Origin of the sequence: Paraburkholderia caballeronis (assembly GCF_900104845.1) — a bacterium.
Classification (GTDB): Bacteria; Pseudomonadota; Gammaproteobacteria; order Burkholderiales; family Burkholderiaceae; genus Paraburkholderia; species Paraburkholderia caballeronis.
Genome location: NZ_FNSR01000001.1, coordinates 2,736,061 through 2,750,627, shown reverse-complemented (window position 1 = coordinate 2,750,627; position 14,567 = coordinate 2,736,061). Strand labels below are relative to the sequence as shown.

The 14,567-nt window shown below is 67.9% G+C and carries 13 protein-coding genes; 8 read left to right on the top strand and 5 right to left on the bottom strand.

Annotation, left to right across the window (positions count from 1 at the left end; genetic code table 11):
• Nucleotides 1-184: 184 nt before the first annotated feature.
• From imuA to BLV92_RS12270, 3 genes are read left to right on the top strand one after another with little or no spacing between them, the layout of a single operon-like run.
• On the top strand, nt 185-1,045 hold the full coding sequence (imuA, locus tag BLV92_RS12280; protein WP_090545249.1) for a translesion DNA synthesis-associated protein ImuA: 861 nt from the start codon (nt 185-187) through the stop codon (nt 1,043-1,045).
• On the top strand, nt 927-2,585 hold the full coding sequence (locus BLV92_RS12275) for a Y-family DNA polymerase (RefSeq protein WP_143040679.1): 1,659 nt from the start codon (nt 927-929) through the stop codon (nt 2,583-2,585). Before imuA ends, BLV92_RS12275 begins: the two co-directional genes overlap by 119 nt.
• Before the next feature lie 5 nt (nt 2,586-2,590).
• The gene (locus tag BLV92_RS12270; RefSeq protein ID WP_090545247.1) at nt 2,591-6,034 is read left to right on the top strand and encodes an error-prone DNA polymerase; all 3,444 of its coding nucleotides are present in this window, start codon (nt 2,591-2,593) and stop codon (nt 6,032-6,034) included.
• A gap of 27 nt (nt 6,035-6,061) precedes the next feature.
• On the opposite strand, the gene BLV92_RS12265 is transcribed toward BLV92_RS12270, so the two are convergent.
• Nucleotides 6,062-6,991, bottom strand: a complete 930-nt coding sequence (locus BLV92_RS12265) for a dTDP-4-dehydrorhamnose reductase family protein (protein ID WP_090545245.1) — start codon at nt 6,989-6,991, stop codon at nt 6,062-6,064.
• 14 nt (nt 6,992-7,005) lie between these two features.
• Entirely contained in the window at nt 7,006-7,212 is a 207-nt protein-coding gene (locus BLV92_RS12260; RefSeq protein ID WP_090545243.1) for a heavy-metal-associated domain-containing protein, read from the bottom strand.
• A gap of 150 nt (nt 7,213-7,362) precedes the next feature.
• Here BLV92_RS12260 and cueR point away from each other — a divergent pair, with 150 nt between their 5' ends.
• From cueR to BLV92_RS12245, 3 genes are all read left to right on the top strand, one after another.
• A complete protein-coding gene (gene cueR / locus BLV92_RS12255) occupies nt 7,363-7,788 on the top strand; it encodes a Cu(I)-responsive transcriptional regulator (RefSeq protein ID WP_090547034.1) in 426 nt (141 codons plus the stop codon).
• A 302-nt stretch (nt 7,789-8,090) separates the two neighbouring features.
• Complete coding sequence (locus tag BLV92_RS12250) at nt 8,091-8,237, top strand: DUF3563 family protein (RefSeq protein WP_090547032.1); 147 nt, start codon at nt 8,091-8,093, stop codon at nt 8,235-8,237.
• A gap of 210 nt (nt 8,238-8,447) precedes the next feature.
• Nucleotides 8,448-8,810, top strand: coding sequence for a hypothetical protein (locus BLV92_RS12245; RefSeq protein WP_090545241.1), 363 nt, complete (start codon nt 8,448-8,450; stop codon nt 8,808-8,810).
• 15 nt (nt 8,811-8,825) lie between these two features.
• Here the strand turns inward: BLV92_RS12245 and BLV92_RS12240 are convergent, their stop codons facing one another.
• Both BLV92_RS12240 and BLV92_RS12235 read right to left on the bottom strand, forming a co-directional pair.
• On the bottom strand, nt 8,826-9,671 hold the full coding sequence (locus BLV92_RS12240; RefSeq protein WP_090545239.1) for a 23S rRNA (adenine(2030)-N(6))-methyltransferase RlmJ: 846 nt from the start codon (nt 9,669-9,671) through the stop codon (nt 8,826-8,828).
• Nucleotides 9,672-9,806: 135 nt separating this feature from the next.
• On the bottom strand, nt 9,807-10,778 hold the full coding sequence (locus tag BLV92_RS12235) for a potassium channel beta subunit family protein (RefSeq protein WP_090545237.1): 972 nt from the start codon (nt 10,776-10,778) through the stop codon (nt 9,807-9,809).
• Nucleotides 10,779-10,988: 210 nt separating this feature from the next.
• On the opposite strand from BLV92_RS12235, the gene BLV92_RS12230 reads away from it, so the two are divergent.
• Entirely contained in the window at nt 10,989-11,792 is an 804-nt protein-coding gene (locus BLV92_RS12230) for a 3-hydroxybutyrate dehydrogenase (RefSeq protein ID WP_090545235.1), read from the top strand.
• A gap of 15 nt (nt 11,793-11,807) precedes the next feature.
• Nucleotides 11,808-13,097, top strand: a complete 1,290-nt coding sequence (locus BLV92_RS12225) for a DUF3734 domain-containing protein (RefSeq protein ID WP_090545233.1) — start codon at nt 11,808-11,810, stop codon at nt 13,095-13,097.
• Between the two features lie 159 nt (nt 13,098-13,256).
• Here BLV92_RS12225 and BLV92_RS12220 read toward each other — a convergent pair whose 3' ends face one another.
• Nucleotides 13,257-14,456 (bottom strand): amino acid aminotransferase, encoded by a 1,200-nt coding sequence (locus tag BLV92_RS12220; protein ID WP_090545231.1) that lies wholly within the window; start codon nt 14,454-14,456, stop codon nt 13,257-13,259.
• Nucleotides 14,457-14,567 lie beyond the last annotated feature (111 nt).

Here is a 14,567-nt window from a genome sequence, read left to right as displayed (position 1 = left end):
AGGACACCGTCCGCGCCGTTGGGCTCCCCGCCGACCCCGCCGAATCTTCCTTCCCGAACCCTCACAAAATACTGTATAAATATACAGCTTCCGACGTCGTATACGGCGCCGGCTGACACTCCCGTCGTACCCCGTTTTCCATCGCGGGGACGGCGGGTTATTCCCTTTTTGACAGAACGCAATCATGGCGGCGGCAATCCAGCTTGCGACCACGCTTCCGTCCCGGCTGCAAAGCCGGGTCTGGCAGGGCGACCAGCTCGCCCATGCGGGCGCCCGCGCGGTGTCGAGCGGGCATCCGGCGCTCGACGCGCTGCTGCCCGGCGCCGGCTGGCCCGCCGGCAGCCTGACCGAACTGCTGGTCGAGCACGGCGGCATCGGCGAGATGCGGCTGCTCGCGCCCGCGCTGAAGGTGCTGACCGCGCAGTCCGGCCGTCATGCGCTGCTGGTCGCGCCGCCGTGGCAGCCGTACGCGTGCGCACTGCACGCGTGGGGGATCGCGCTCGACCGGGTGGTCTGGGTTCGCGCGGGCGACGGCGACGCGCCGTGGGTCGCCGAGCAGGCGCTGAAGCAGGACGGCATCGGCGCGGTGCTGGTCTGGCTGCCGAAGGCGCGCGCGGATGCGGTGCGGCGTCTGCAGGTCGTCGCGCAGGATTCGCAGGCGCTCGCGTTCCTGATCCGGCCGCCGGCCGCGCGCGGCCAGTCGTCGCCGGCGCCGCTGCGGATGGTCTGCACACCGGTGCCGCCGCCCGCCGACGGCACGGTCAGCCGGCGTCGATGGATGCAGCACACCGCGTTGTCCGTCGATATTTTCAAGCGCCGCGGGCCGCCGCTCGCACAACCGCTCAACGTCATGCTGCCGCTGCAGGACGCGGTGCTGCCGGACCCGGCCGCATCGTCCGACGAGCGGCCGCCGTCCGGGACCAATCATGCTGTGGATCGCCGTCACCTTGCCGCTGTTGCCGCTGGAGGCCGTGAGGCCGCCAGTGCCGCATTCGATGTCGCCGATGTCGTCGCCGGCCTCGCCGGAACACGGGTTCCCGTCTGACGCATCCGGCGCGCACGCCGGGTGCGCCGTGCCGTCCGCGCCGCGCTGCTACGCGCTGGCCGACCCGTCGCGCGTGCTGATCCCCGATCTGGACGCGCTCGGCCTCGGCGTGAGCGCGGGCTGCACGCGCTCGCATGCGCTCGCGCTCGCGCCGGATCTGGTGCTGCTGAATCCCGATCCGGCTCGCGAGCAGCAGGCATTCGAGGCGCTCGCGCTCGCATTGCTCGCGTATACGCCGAAGCTGTCGTTCGCGGAATCGCACACGCTGCTGCTGGAAGTCGGCTCCGGGCTGCGTCTCTTTGGCGGCATACGCGCGCTGCTCGCGAAGGTCGCGGCGACGGTGGCCGATTGCGGGCACGTGGCGCGGATCGCGTGCGCGCCGACCGCCTGGGGCGCGTGGCTGCTCGCGCAGTCGCACGCGCAGCGCACGCCGCGTCGCTGGCATGTGGTGCAGGACAAGACGCTGCCGCGCGTGCTCGATGCGCTGCCGGTATCGCTCGCGCCGTTCGCGGCGCAGCACGATAACGCGCTGCTGCAGATCGGCTGCGCGACGCTCGCGGATTTGCGGCGTCTGCCGCGCGAGGGCGTCGTGCGGCGTTTCGGCGACGGCGTGCTGACGTGGCTCGCGCAGGCGTACGGCGAGCATCCGGATCCGCGCGAATCGTTCCGCGCGCCGCCGTCGTTCCAGGCGGCGCTCGAATTGCAGGCGCGCGTCGACAGCGCGGAGGCGCTGCTGTTCGCCGCGCGCCGGCTCGTGATGCAACTGGCCGGCTGGCTCGCCGCGCAGCATGCGGCGGTCAGCGCGTTCGAACTGCGGCTCGAACACGAACTGGCGTCGCGGCATGCGGATCCCCTCGGGGGCGCGCGCACGTCGAGCCTGACGATCGGCTGGGCCGCGCCGTCGCGCGACGCCGACCATCTGCTGTGGCTGTTGCGCGAGCGGCTGAACCAGACCGAACTGGCCGCGCCGGTGATCGGGCTGAGGCTCGTCGCGTCGGAGGTGCGCGAATACGCGGCGCCGACCGATACGCTGTTTCCGCTGCCCGAAGCGTCGGACGCGTCGCTCGCGCAACTGTTCGAGCGCATCGGCGCGCGGCTCGGCCCGCAGAACGTGCTGCAACTGTCGCTCGTGGACGACCATCGGCCTGAGCATGCGATGCAGGCCGACGCGTGGCGCGCGCCGGCGCGGCGCGGGCGCGCCGGCACGCGCCGCAAGGCGAAAGACGCGAAGGATGATTCATCGGCCGCCGCCGCGCCGATGCAAACGACGCTCGATCTGCCCGACGTGCCGCTGCCGTCGCAGCCGCGTCCGGCGTGGCTGCTCGAACGGCCGCTGAAGCTCGCGACGCGCGGCGACCGGCCGGTCTATCGACGTCCCTTGAAGACGCTCACGCGTGCCGAGCGTGTCGAGTCGGGCTGGTGGGACGGCGACGGCGTCGGCCGCGACTACTACGTCGCCGCCGACGATCAGGGCCGCATGTTCTGGGTGTACCGCGAGCGCATCGGCGGGCAGTGGTATCTGCAAGGGCTGTTCGGCTGACCGTCATGTCCTTATCCGATCCGCCACGCGCCGCGCCGTCATCGTCGTTCGGGGGGCTGCCCGATTACGCGGAGCTGCATTGCCTGACGAACTTCACGTTCCTGCGCGGCGCGTCGCATCCGGGCGAACTGATCGAGCAGGCGAGCGAGCATGGTTATCGTGCGCTCGCGATCACCGACGAATGCTCGCTTGCCGGCGTGGTTCGCGCGCACAGCGCGCTGAAGGAGCATGAGGCGGCGCGCCGCAACGCGCATGCGGACGCGGTGAACGCGGCGCGCGAGCAGGGCGGCGAAGCGGCCGCCGCCGCGATTGCGCCGCTCGCGCCGGCGCTGCATCTGCTGATCGGCAGCGAGTTGAGCCTGGTCGATCAGGATGGCAAACCGTTCTGCACGCTGGTCGCGATCGCGATGAACCGCGAAGGGTACGGCAATCTGTGCGAGTTGATCACGCTCGCGCGTTCGCGCGCGGCGAAGGGCAGCTACCGGCTGCATCCGGCCGACTTCACCGCGCCGGAGCCGGAGTTCGAGCATCTGCGGCATCTGCGCGACTGCGTGCTGCTGCTGGTGCCGCAGCGCGCGGCGACGTTCGCGCAGACGCTGCGCGGCGCGCGCTGGCTCGCGGGTTTTGCCGCGGATCGCGCGTGGCTCGCGCTCGAACTATGGTGCGGCGGCAGCGACGAAACGCAGATCGACGCGCTGCGGCTGATCGCGCGGAACAGCGGCCTGCCGCTCGTCGCGACGGGCGGGGTGCTGATGCATGCGCGTTCGCGCAAGCCGTTGCAGGACACGTTGAGCGCGATCCGCGTCGGCCGGCCGCTCGCCACATGCGGCCGCGAACTGGAGCCGAACGCGGAGCGGCATCTGCGCGCGCGGGTGCGGCTCGCGTCGCTGTATCCGCACGACACGCTGCGGGAGACGCTCGAAGTCGCACGCCGCTGCACGTTCTCGCTCGACGAACTGGCGTACGAGTATCCGGAGGAACTGGTGCCGGCGGGCGAGACGCCGGCCACGTGGCTGCGTACGCTCGTGATGCAGGGCGCGGCCGAACGCTGGCCGGATGGTCTGAACGAAAAGCGGGAAAAGCAGATCAACCTGGAACTGGGAATCATCGCGGAACTGAAGTACGAGAAATACTTCCTGACCGTGCACGACATCGTCCGCTTCGCGCGCAGCCAGGGGATTCTGTGCCAGGGGCGCGGGTCCGCGGCGAACTCGGTGGTCTGTTATTGCCTGAAGGTCACGGAGATCGACCCGGTGCGGATGAACATGCTCGTCGAGCGTTTCATCTCGCGCGCGCGCAACGAGCCGCCGGACATCGACGTCGACTTCGAGCATCAGCGCCGCGAAGAGGTGATCCAGTACATCTACGGGAAATACGGCAACCGCCGCGCGGCGCTCGCGGCGACGCTGATCACGTATCGCACGCGCAGCGCGGTGAAGGACGTCGGCAAGGCGCTCGGGCTCGACGCGGCGCTGATCGAACGGATCGGCAAGGCGCAGCAGTGGTGGGACGGACCCGATGCGGTCGCGCATCATCTGGAAGAGGCGGGTTTCTCGCCGGACTCGCACGTGACGCAGCATCTGGTGCGGCTCACGCGTGAACTGCGCGGTTTTCCGCGGCATCTGTCGCAGCACGTCGGCGGTTTCGTGATCGCGAAGGACAAGCTGTCGCGGCTCGTGCCGATCGAGAATGCGGCGATGGCGGACCGCTACGTGATCGAGTGGGACAAGGACGACATCGACGCGCTGCGTCTGCTGAAGGTCGACGTGCTCGCGCTCGGGATGCTGTCCGCGATCCGCCGTTCGCTGGAGTTCGTCGCGCTGCGGCGCGGACTGCCGGCGTTTCGCGTGCAGGACATTCCGGCCGAAGACCCGGCCGTCTACGAGATGTGCTGTCACGCGGACACGGTCGGCGTGTTCCAGATCGAATCGCGCGCGCAGCAGAGCATGTTGCCGCGCCTGCGGCCGCGCAAGTATTACGACCTCGTGATCGAAGTGGCGATCGTGCGGCCGGGGCCGATCCAGGGCGGCATGGTGCATCCGTACCTGAAGCGCAAGCAGGGGCTCGAAGACGTCGTGTACGAGAAGCCGGAGTTGCGGCCAGTGCTCGAACGCACGCTTGGCATACCGATCTTCCAGGAGCAGGTGATGCACCTCGCGATGGTGGCCGCCAATTTTTCAGGCGAAGAGGCGGACAAGCTGCGTCGCGCGATGGCCGCATGGCGGCGCGATGGAGATCTGCGTCCGTATCAGGCGGACCTGAAGCGAAGGATGATGAAGAAGGGATATGAAGAGGAGTTTGCCGATCGTATCTGCAAGCAGATCGAGGGTTTCGGCGACTACGGTTTCCCGGAGAGCCATGCGGCGAGTTTCGCGCTGCTCGTCTACAACAGCGCGTGGCTGAAGCGTTACGAGCCCGCCGCGTTCCTCGCGGGGCTGCTGAACAGTCAGCCGCTCGGGTTTTATTCGCCGTCGCAACTCGTGCAGGACGCGAAACGGCATGGCGTGAAGGTGCTCGCGCCGGACATCGCGATCAGCGACTGGGAATCGACGCTCGAACAGCCGGAGGCGCCGGGCGTGCGTATCGCTGCCGATGCTGCGCGTATGCGCCAGGCCGAAGCCATGCAAAAGATGCTGCGCTGGCGTGCCGCGATATCCGGTCCGAAGCCGCGCCTCGTGACGAACGTTCGGCGCGTCCTGCGCGCGCGCGTCGTGCTGCCGCCGCATCGTTATGGTCGCGGCGGCCCGGCGGTGCGGCTCGGCTTCAGTCTCGTCAAAGGGTTTTCGGAAGAAGCGGCGCAGCGCGTGATGCAGGCGCGCGCGTTCGCGCCGTTCATCGACGTCGACGACCTCGCGCGCCGTGCGGCGCTCACGCGTCGCGAACTCGAAGCGCTGGCGGCGGCGAACGCGCTCGCGAGCATCGCCGGCCATCGCCGCGAGGCATGGTGGGCGGTGACCGCGCAGCACGCGGTGCCGGCGCTGCTGCGCGACGCGCCGATTGCGGAGGCGCCGCTTGCGCTGCCGCGCGCGTCCGAAGGCGCGGAGATCGTCGCCGACTATGCGAGCCTGCGTCTGACGCTGAACCGGCATCCGCTCGAACTGCTGCGGCGCGGCCTCGCGAAGCAGCGCTTCAAGACCTCGGCGCAGCTCGCGAAGTGCCGTCACGGGACGCTCGCGCGGGTCTGCGGGATCGTCACCGTGCGGCAGCGTCCGGGGACCGCGAACGGCACGATCTTCGTATCGCTGGAGGACGAAACCGGCTCGGTCAACGTGATCGTGCGCGAGGCGCTCGTCGAATCGCAGCGCAAGGAACTGCTGGGCGCGTCGCTGATGGCGGTCGCCGGCGTCGTGCAGCGCGAGGGCGAAGTGGTTCACCTCGTCGCGCAGCGGCTGGAGGATCACAGCCGGCTGTTGGGGCGGCTCGCGACGGAGAGCCGGAATTTTCATTGAACGCGCGGTTCGCGCGCGTTCGCGGCTTCAGCCTTCGGCGGTCGGCGCGTCGCCGCGCCACGGAAATGCGTCGAGCACCGCGCGGATCGCGACGTTAAACGGCGTCCGTCGGCCGATGCCGAGCGTTTCGAGCCGGCTCGCGTCGAGATGGCAGTCGCGCGGGCGCGGCGTCGCGTCGGCCGGCGCCGGCAGTGGAACGAGTCGCGCGTTCAGGCCTAGCGCACCGGCGAGTTGTTGCGCGATGTCGTATTTCGTCATCGGCTCGTCGCCGGACCACTGCGCGATGCCGCAGACCGGGTTTCCGTCCGCATATCGCGTGAGCAGTTCGCGGATCACGAACGCGACGTCCGGCGTGAAGGTCGGGTAGCGGGTCGCCCATGCGTCCATCATGGCCGGCGCGGCGTTCGCGCGAGCGGATGCGGCGATCGCCGGCACGAGGCTCGTGACCGCCGATTCGCTCCAGTCCACGATCGGTCCGTACAGCAGCGGCAGGCGCAGCACCAGGCCGGCGTCCGTGCTGTCGAGCAGCGCGCGCTCGCCTTCGAGCTTGCTGCGGCCATACGCGTTGAGGGGATTCGGCGTGTCGTCGCAGCGATAGGGCGGCTGCGTGCCGTCGAACACGTAATCGGTCGAGATCGACAGCACCCATGCGCCGCGTTGCCGCGCGGCCGTTGCGATGCTGCGCACCGCGTCGACGTTCAGCGCGCGCGCCGCGTCCGGGTTCTGCTCGCAGACGTCCGGCCGGCGTTCCGCTGCGGCGATTACGATCGCGTCCGGCGCTTCGTGCTCGACGTAACGCGACACCGCCTGCGCGTCGCGCACGTCGAGCGTCGTCTGATGCGGGCCGGCGCGCCGGAACGCAGTCTGCGCGAGTTGCCAGCCGGTCGTCGCGGCCAGTTCGTCGACGATCGCGCGCCCGAGCAGTCCGGACGCGCCGATCACGGCGACCTTGAACATGGCGGGGCCGCCGCTCACGCGCCGGCCGTGCCGACGACCGTGTAACCGGCGTCGTCGATCGCGGCCTTCAGCACGTCGGCGGACTGGCTCGACTCGACGCTCACGCGGCCGGCAGGCAGATCGACCTGCACCTGCGCGGCGGCGTCGCGTTCGTGGATCGCGCGCGTGACGGCCGCGACGCAATGCTGGCAGCTCATGCCTTCCACGTTGAACTGGATCATCGTTGGTCTTCCTTTGAAAGTAAGTGACTACGCAGCGCGCGATGGCGAGCGTAGCCGATTATGCCAGCCGGTTGCCGGCGAGGCGCTGGAGCTTCCCATGATGGGAAGGTGTACGATCGCCGCATCGGTCCAACCGCAGAGGGCAACACGATGAACATCGGCGAAGCGGCGCGCGCGTCGGGCGTCACCGCGAAAATGATTCGTTATTACGAGAGCGTCGGGCTGCTGACGCCGAAGGGGCGCACCGCGTCCGGCTATCGCGTGTACGGGATGGAGGAGGTGCATTCGCTGCGTTTCGTCCGCCAGGCGCGCCGGCTCGGGTTTCTGGTCGAGGACATCCGGCGCCTGCTCGCGCTGTGGCACGACCGGTCGCGCGCCAGCGCGGAGGTGAAGGCGATCGCGCTTCAGCATGTCGAGGAACTGGACCAGCGGATCGCGGAACTGACGCAGATGCGCAACACGCTCTCGCATCTCGCGTCCCATTGCCACGGCGACGGCCGGCCGGACTGCCCGATCATCGAACGCCTCGCCGATCCCGAGCCGGTCGAAAAGGACCGGCACGCGGCGCATGCGTGACACCGTCGGCGGAAGCGAGGGGTCCTTGCAACAGTTTGGATGGGCGGGATGCGTCATATTGGTGCAAATGAGTGTGCGATCCGGGTGCCTGCTGGCGGGCGACGCCGATTTTCGTTGTCGAATCAGTGGATTGCCTTCCGTGGGCGCATGCACCATTCCAGTTTGGAATGCACTCCATTCGGGCAATTCACTGGCAAATCGTGCCTGGATCGCTATACTTCGGGTTATCCCTGATTAGGGAAATCCCTGATACGAAGTCCGAATCGCCCGGGGATGCCTATTGGTCCTTGGAGAACCTCATCATGTTTGCGTACGTTCTGGAAAAGCTGAGCACCTGGTTCGAAACCGCCGAAGCCCGCCGCCGTGAAGCGTGGCTCGCCTCGTCGACCGACATCGTGCAGCTCGAACAGCGTATCCGCTCGCTCGAATCGAGCGGCTTCTCGCTGTAATCCGGCAGTCCAGCCGCACCCCCCGGTGCGGCCGTTTCACCGCCCAGGCCCCGCATTGCGGGGCTTTGTCGTTTCCGGTACCCGCGTTCCGGGCCTTGTGGACCCCGAAGCGTCACGCAAAAGTCTGAAGCTTGCCACTGCGGTAAGGTAAAGTGCTTTTTGAGACAAGAGCCGTCCACCCGATGACGGCGCCATCCACGGGGCTTGCCGATGATCTCGATCCGTTGTGTGTCGCGCGTGATGTCGCTCGCGGTTTGTACGATCGCGTGCGGGGCTGCGTTCAGTTCCGTCAGCGCGGCGGATCGTCAGCCGCTCGTGCTCGATACGCAGCACGGAATCAGCGACGGGCAGTCCGGAGTGGTGCTGCAGAACGCGCCGTTGTCGCATGCGCCGATGGTCGAAGCGCAGCGTGCGGCGCGACCGGCGGAACTCGCGCCGGATGCGTCGCCGCCGCTGATCGTTGCGCCTTATGTCGAAGTGCCGGGCGCGGGCGGCGGCCGGCCGACGAAACCGTCGTCTCCGTCGTCGCCATCTCATTCGCGCCCGCGTCCGCGGCCCACGCCGCCGCAGTGACGGGGCGGGCGGCCGTCAGTCGCCGCGGTACTCGACCTTGAACTGCGCGCCCTTGTCCTGCCCGAGCGCGTCGACGAGCCAGGGCAGCGTTTCTTTCATCGTCGCCGCGAGCGTGTACGGCGGATTCAGGACGAACATGCCGCTGCCGTACAGCCCGTAGCCGTCCTTCGGCGGCTCGCTGACGGTCAGCGTCGCGTGCAGCCAGTTCTTGTCCTGCAGGCGTTTTAGCTGATCTGCAAAACGCTGCGATTCCGGCCGCGTGACCTGCGGATACCAGATCGCATACGTGCCGGTCGAGAAGCGCTTCAGGCATTCCTCGACGCAGGCGAGCGTGTGCGCGTAATCGCGTTTGTCCTCGTACGACGGGTCGATCAGCACCAGCGCGCGGCGCGGCGGCGGCGGCAGCAGCGCCTTGATGCCTTCGAAGCCGTCGCCCGCGTACAGCATCACGCGCCGGCCCGCGTCATGAAAACGCTGGCGCAACACGTCGATCTCCGTGCTGTGCAGTTCGAACAGCCGCATGCGGTCCTGCTCGCGCATCAGCCGCCATGCGAGATACGGCGAGCCAGGATAAAAACGCAGCTCGCCGTCCGCGTTCAGCGCGGCGACTTCGTCCACGTATTCGGCCAGCGCCGGCGGCAGATCGTTGCGCGCCCACAGCTTGCCGATGCCGGTTTCGAACTCGGCGGTCCTGGTCGCGTAACCCTCGTGCAGCGCATACGCGCCCGCGCCCGCGTGCGTGTCGATGTACCAGTACGCCTTGTCCTTCTTGCCGAGATAGCGCAGCAGTTGCACGACGACGGCGTGCTTCAGGACGTCGGCATGATTGCCTGCGTGAAAGGCGTGGCGATAACTCAGCATGATGGCAGGACCGGGTGTCGGGATGAACGGATGACGCCGTCGCGCGGCGGTGATGGCCGCCGCGCCGGAGAGGCCGCGTATTGTACGCGACCGTACGCTACGCAACCGGCGGCCCGGGTTGGCGCGGCGCCCGGATCAGTCGTCCGCGTCGCCGACGACCAGTTCGATCTGCGCCTTCACGTCCGGCGTGATCTTGTCGGCGACTTCCTGGGCCTTCATGTTCTGCGCGATCTGCTCGACGTTCGATGCGCCGGTAATCACCGTGCTGACGTTCGGGTTCTTCAGGATCCACGCGATCGCCAGTTGCCCGACCGTGCAGCCGAGCGCGTCCGCAATGCCCGCGAGCTTGCCGACGATCTCGTTCTTGTCCGCGTTGGTCAACTCGTTGCGCAGCCAGTCATAACCCTGCAACTGCGCGCGGCTGCCCTGTGGCACGCCGCTGCGATACTTGCCGGTCAACAGGCCCGACGCGAGCGGGCTCCATGTGGTGAGGCCGAGGCCGATGTCCTCGTAGAGCCGCCGGTATTCCTGCTCGACGCGGCGGCGGTGGAACAGGTTGTATTGCGGCTGCTCCATCACCGGCTTGTGCAGATGATGCCGTTCCGCGATTTCCCACGCGGCGCGGATCTCGTCGGCGCTCCATTCCGATGTGCCCCAGTACAGCGCCTTGCCGCGCGCGATCATGTCGCTCATCGCCCACACGGTTTCCTCGACCGGCGTCGCCGGGTCGGGCCGATGGCAGAACACGAGGTCGACGTAATCGAGTTGCAGCCGCTGCAGCGAACCGTCGATTGCGTTTAGCAGATACTTGCGGTTCAGCGTGTGATACTGGTTCGGCGCCTGGTTCAAGCCCCAGTAGAACTTCGTCGACACGACGTAGCTGATGCGCGGCCAGCCGAGATCCTTCAGCGCCTGGCCCATGATGACTTCCGACTGGCCGCCCGCATACACCTCGGCGTTGTCGAAGAAGTTGACGCCCGCGTCGCGCGCGGCCGCCAGCGATTCCCGCGCCACGCTCCGGTCGACCTGGTTGCCGTACGTGACCCACGAGCCGATCGACAGTTCGCTTACCTGCAGGCCCGAGCGGCCCAGTCTCCGATAATTCATGAACGCCTCCTTGAGATGAAGCCCGATGGTACCGCCGCTGTCCGCCGTTTGCCGTTCGTCGGCAGAGATTCACGCAGGATGCGGGTCGCTTCATGCACAATAGCGCGGTTGGCCGCGGCGCGGCATTCGACCGGACGGCATAGGCTGACCGGCCAGGTTGACGGCGCGCGCGCGTCGAGGTGTCATCCCATCTATCGCAAGGAGGTCTCGATGTCGTCACTCACCCTGAATTCGAAACTCGATGGCAAGGTCGCGGTCGTCACCGGCGCGGCAAGCGGCATCGGCAAGCAGATCGCGCTTACGCTGTCGCAGGCCGGTGCGGCCATCGCGATCGCCGACCTGAACCAGGACGGCGCGAACGCGGTTGCCGAAGAGATCAACAAGGCGGGCGGCAAGGCGATCGGCGTCGCGATGGACGTCACCAGCGAAGACGCGGTGAACCAGGGCATCGACCGCGTGGCGGCCGAACTGGGTTCGGTCGACATCCTGATTTCGAACGCCGGCATCCAGATCGTCAATCCGATTGAAAGCTACGCGTTTTCCGACTGGAAGAAAATGCAGGCGATCCACGTCGACGGCGCGTTCCTCACGACGAAGGCCGCGCTGAAGCACATGTACAAGGACGATCGCGGCGGCGTCGTGATCTACATGGGCTCGGTGCATTCGCACGAGGCGTCGCCGCTGAAGTCCGCGTACGTCGCCGCGAAGCACGCGCTGCTCGGCCTCGCGCGCGTGCTCGCGAAGGAAGGCGCGAAGCACAACGTGCGCTCGCATGTCGTGTGTCCGGGGTTCGTGCGCACGCCGCTCGTCGACAAGCAGATTCCCGAGCAGGCGAAGGAACTCGGCATCAGCGAAGAGGACGTGGTGAAGCGCGTGATGCTCGGCGGCACCGTCGACGGCGTGTTCACGACGGTCGAGGACGTCGCGCAGACGGTGCTGTTCCTGTCCGCGTTCCCGACGGCCGCGTTCACCGGGCAGTCGTTCGTCGTCAGTCACGGCTGGTTCATGCAGTAACACGGAGGCGCGGTCATGGCGCAACGCAGGACAGCACGCCCGCAATCGAGCGCGGTCGACGACGAAGCCGGCACCCGTGCCGGCACCGTGCCGCGGCCGCGTGCGAGCCAGTGCGGCGAAGCGGGCAGACACTGGGAGACGGTCGCACTGACGCTGCAAGGCGGCGGCGCGCTCGGCGCGTATCAGGCCGGCGTCTACCAGGGGCTCTCGGAGGCCGGCATCGAGCCGGACTGGATCGCCGGCATTTCGATCGGCGCGCTGAACACCGCGCTGATCGCCGGCAACGCGCCCGAGCATCGCGTCGCGCGGCTACGCGAGTTCTGGGAGACGATCTGCCAGCCCGCGTTCAGCGTGCCGCTGCCGGGTTTCATCGAGCATGCGCTGTTCAATTCGGGCGAGTCGGTCCGCAAGGCGTTCACCGCGATGCAGGCGGCCGGCGCGCTCGTCGAAGGGCAGAAGGGCTTTTTCGTGCCGCGTTTTCCGCCGCCGATGCCGCACGCGTCCGGGCATCCGGAGAAAGCGAGCTATTACGACACGAAGCCGCTGAAGGCGACGCTCGAACGGCTATGCGACTTCGACCGGATCAATTCGCGCGAGACCCGCGTGTCGGTCGGCGCGGTGAACGTCGGCACCGGCAACTTCGTGTATTTCGACAACACGACGACGAAGCTGCGGCCCGAGCACTTCATCGCGTCCGGCGCGCTGCCGCCGGGTTTCGCGGCGGTCGAGATCGACGGCGAGTATTACTGGGACGGCGGGCTGATGTCGAACACGCCGCTCTACGAAGTGGTGCAGACGACGCCGCGCCGCGACACGCTCGCGTTCCAGGTCGATCTGTGGAGCGCGCGCGGGCCGGTGCCGGACAACATCACCGACGTGCAGGGGCGGATGAAGGACATCCAGTATTCGAGCCGCACGCGGATGGTGACCGACATGCTGCAACGCTCGCAGCGGTTCCGCCACGCGCTGCGCGAGGTGCTGGACCGCGTCGCGCCCGAACATCGCGACGATCCATGGTGCCGGCTCGCGGACGATCTGTCGTGCTCGAAGAAGTACAACGTGATCCACCTGATCTACCGGCAGAAGGAGTACGAAGGCCACTACAAGGACTTCCAGTTCGGCGTGTCGACGATGCGCGAGCACTGGCAGGGCGGGCTGCACGACATCCGCCTGTCGCTCGGCCAGCCGGGCTGGCTCGACAAGCCGGACAACGATGCGGGTTTCGTCACGCACGACATTCATCGCGACGGACGCGTGCACGAAGCCACGCACGAGCAGGGCGGCGATATCGAGCCGAAGGGCTGATCGGCCGGGCCGAACGGGGAAGGGCTGATGCGGGTGGCGTGACCTGAACGGCCGCGCCGAAAAAGAAAACGGCGCCCACACGTGAGTGTGGGCGCCGTTTTCGCGTGACGGATCGACGTGATCCGCGCGGGCCGCCGTCGGGCGGCCCTGGCTTGACGCTTACTTCAGCACCGTCGCGATCGCAGTCGCGACCACGTCGATGTTGCGCGTGTTCAGCGCGGCGACGCAGATGCGGCCCGTGCTCACCGCGTAGATGCCGAACTCTTCGCGCAGACGCTCCACCTGCGCGGCCGACAGGCCCGAGTACGAGAACATCCCGCGCTGCGCATTCACGAAGCCGAAGTCGCGTTCGACGCCGGCCGCCTTCAGGCGCTCGACGAGGCCGCCGCGCATCGCGCGGATGCGGTCGCGCATCTCGCCCAGTTCCGCTTCCCACGTCGCGCGCAGGTCCGCCGAACCGAGCACCGCCGCGACGATCGAGCCGCCGTGCGTCGGCGGGTTCGAGTAGTTCGTGCGGATCACGCGCTTCAGTTGCGACAGCACGCGCGCGGCTTCGTCCTTGTTCGCCGCGATGATCGACAGCGCGCCGACGCGCTCGCCGTACAGCGAGAACGACTTCGAGAACGACGACGACACGAACGCGTTCAGCTCGGCTGCCGCGAACAGGCGGACCGCCGCGGCGTCCGCGTCGATGCCGTCACCGAAGCCCTGATACGCGATGTCGAGGAACGGCACCAGTTCGCGCGCCTTCACGACTTCGACGACCTGTTTCCACTGGTCGGTGCTCAGGTCGACGCCGGTCGGGTTGTGGCAGCACGCGTGCAGCACGACGATCGTGCCCGGCGCATAGCCGTTCAGCGCGGCGAGCATGCCGTCGAAGTTCACGCCGTGGGTGGCCGCGTCGTAGTACGGGTACGCGACGACCTCGAAACCCGCGCTTTCGAACAGCGCGCGGTGGTTTTCCCAGCTCGGATCGCTGATCGCAACCTTCGCGGCCGGGTTCACGCGCTTCAGGAAATCAGCGCCGATCTTCAGTGCGCCGGTGCCGCCGAGCGCCTGCGCGGTGACCACGCGGCCCGCCGCGATCAGCGGCGAATCGTTGCCGAGCAGCAGCTTCTGCACGGCCGCGTCATAGGCGGCAAGACCTTCGATCGGCAGATAACCGCGCGGCAGGCCGGCCTCGACGCGGGCCTTTTCCGCGTCGCGCACCGCGCGCAGCAGCGGAATCTTGCCTTCCTCGTTGGTGTACACGCCAACGCCGAGGTTCACCTTGGTCGGGCGCGCATCGGCGTTATAGGCTTCGTTCAGACCCAGGATCGGGTCGCGAGGGGCGAGTTCGACGGCGGAAAAGAGGGACATGATGGTTCGGCAAGCAAGAGTCAAGGGAGAAATGCTGGCATGGCCGGAATCACACGAAGCGCGGACGCCGCGGCAGGCGGCGCGGACGATGGCCACGCAACACGCTATTGT

Bases quoted from the DNA above. Each gene is read 5' to 3' on its own strand.
- BLV92_RS12265 (WP_090545245.1), bottom strand. From the start codon at position 6,991: ATGTTCAAGGTCGCCGTGATCGGCGCGTCCGGACTGCTCGGGCGCGCG.
- BLV92_RS12275 (WP_143040679.1), top strand. From the start codon at position 927: ATGCTGTGGATCGCCGTCACCTTGCCGCTGTTGCCGCTGGAGGCCGTG.
- BLV92_RS12250 (WP_090547032.1), top strand. From the start codon at position 8,091: ATGTTTGCGTACGTTCTGGAAAAGCTGAGCACCTGGTTCGAAACCGCC.
- cueR (WP_090547034.1), top strand. From the start codon at position 7,363: ATGAACATCGGCGAAGCGGCGCGCGCGTCGGGCGTCACCGCGAAAATG.
- BLV92_RS12235 (WP_090545237.1), bottom strand. From the start codon at position 10,778: ATGAATTATCGGAGACTGGGCCGCTCGGGCCTGCAGGTAAGCGAACTG.
- BLV92_RS12230 (WP_090545235.1), top strand. From the start codon at position 10,989: ATGTCGTCACTCACCCTGAATTCGAAACTCGATGGCAAGGTCGCGGTC.
- BLV92_RS12270 (WP_090545247.1), top strand. From the start codon at position 2,591: ATGTCCTTATCCGATCCGCCACGCGCCGCGCCGTCATCGTCGTTCGGG.
- imuA (WP_090545249.1), top strand. From the start codon at position 185: ATGGCGGCGGCAATCCAGCTTGCGACCACGCTTCCGTCCCGGCTGCAA.
- BLV92_RS12220 (WP_090545231.1), bottom strand. From the start codon at position 14,456: ATGTCCCTCTTTTCCGCCGTCGAACTCGCCCCTCGCGACCCGATCCTG.
- BLV92_RS12240 (WP_090545239.1), bottom strand. From the start codon at position 9,671: ATGCTGAGTTATCGCCACGCCTTTCACGCAGGCAATCATGCCGACGTC.
- BLV92_RS12245 (WP_090545241.1), top strand. From the start codon at position 8,448: ATGATCTCGATCCGTTGTGTGTCGCGCGTGATGTCGCTCGCGGTTTGT.
- BLV92_RS12225 (WP_090545233.1), top strand. From the start codon at position 11,808: ATGGCGCAACGCAGGACAGCACGCCCGCAATCGAGCGCGGTCGACGAC.
- BLV92_RS12260 (WP_090545243.1), bottom strand. From the start codon at position 7,212: ATGATCCAGTTCAACGTGGAAGGCATGAGCTGCCAGCATTGCGTCGCG.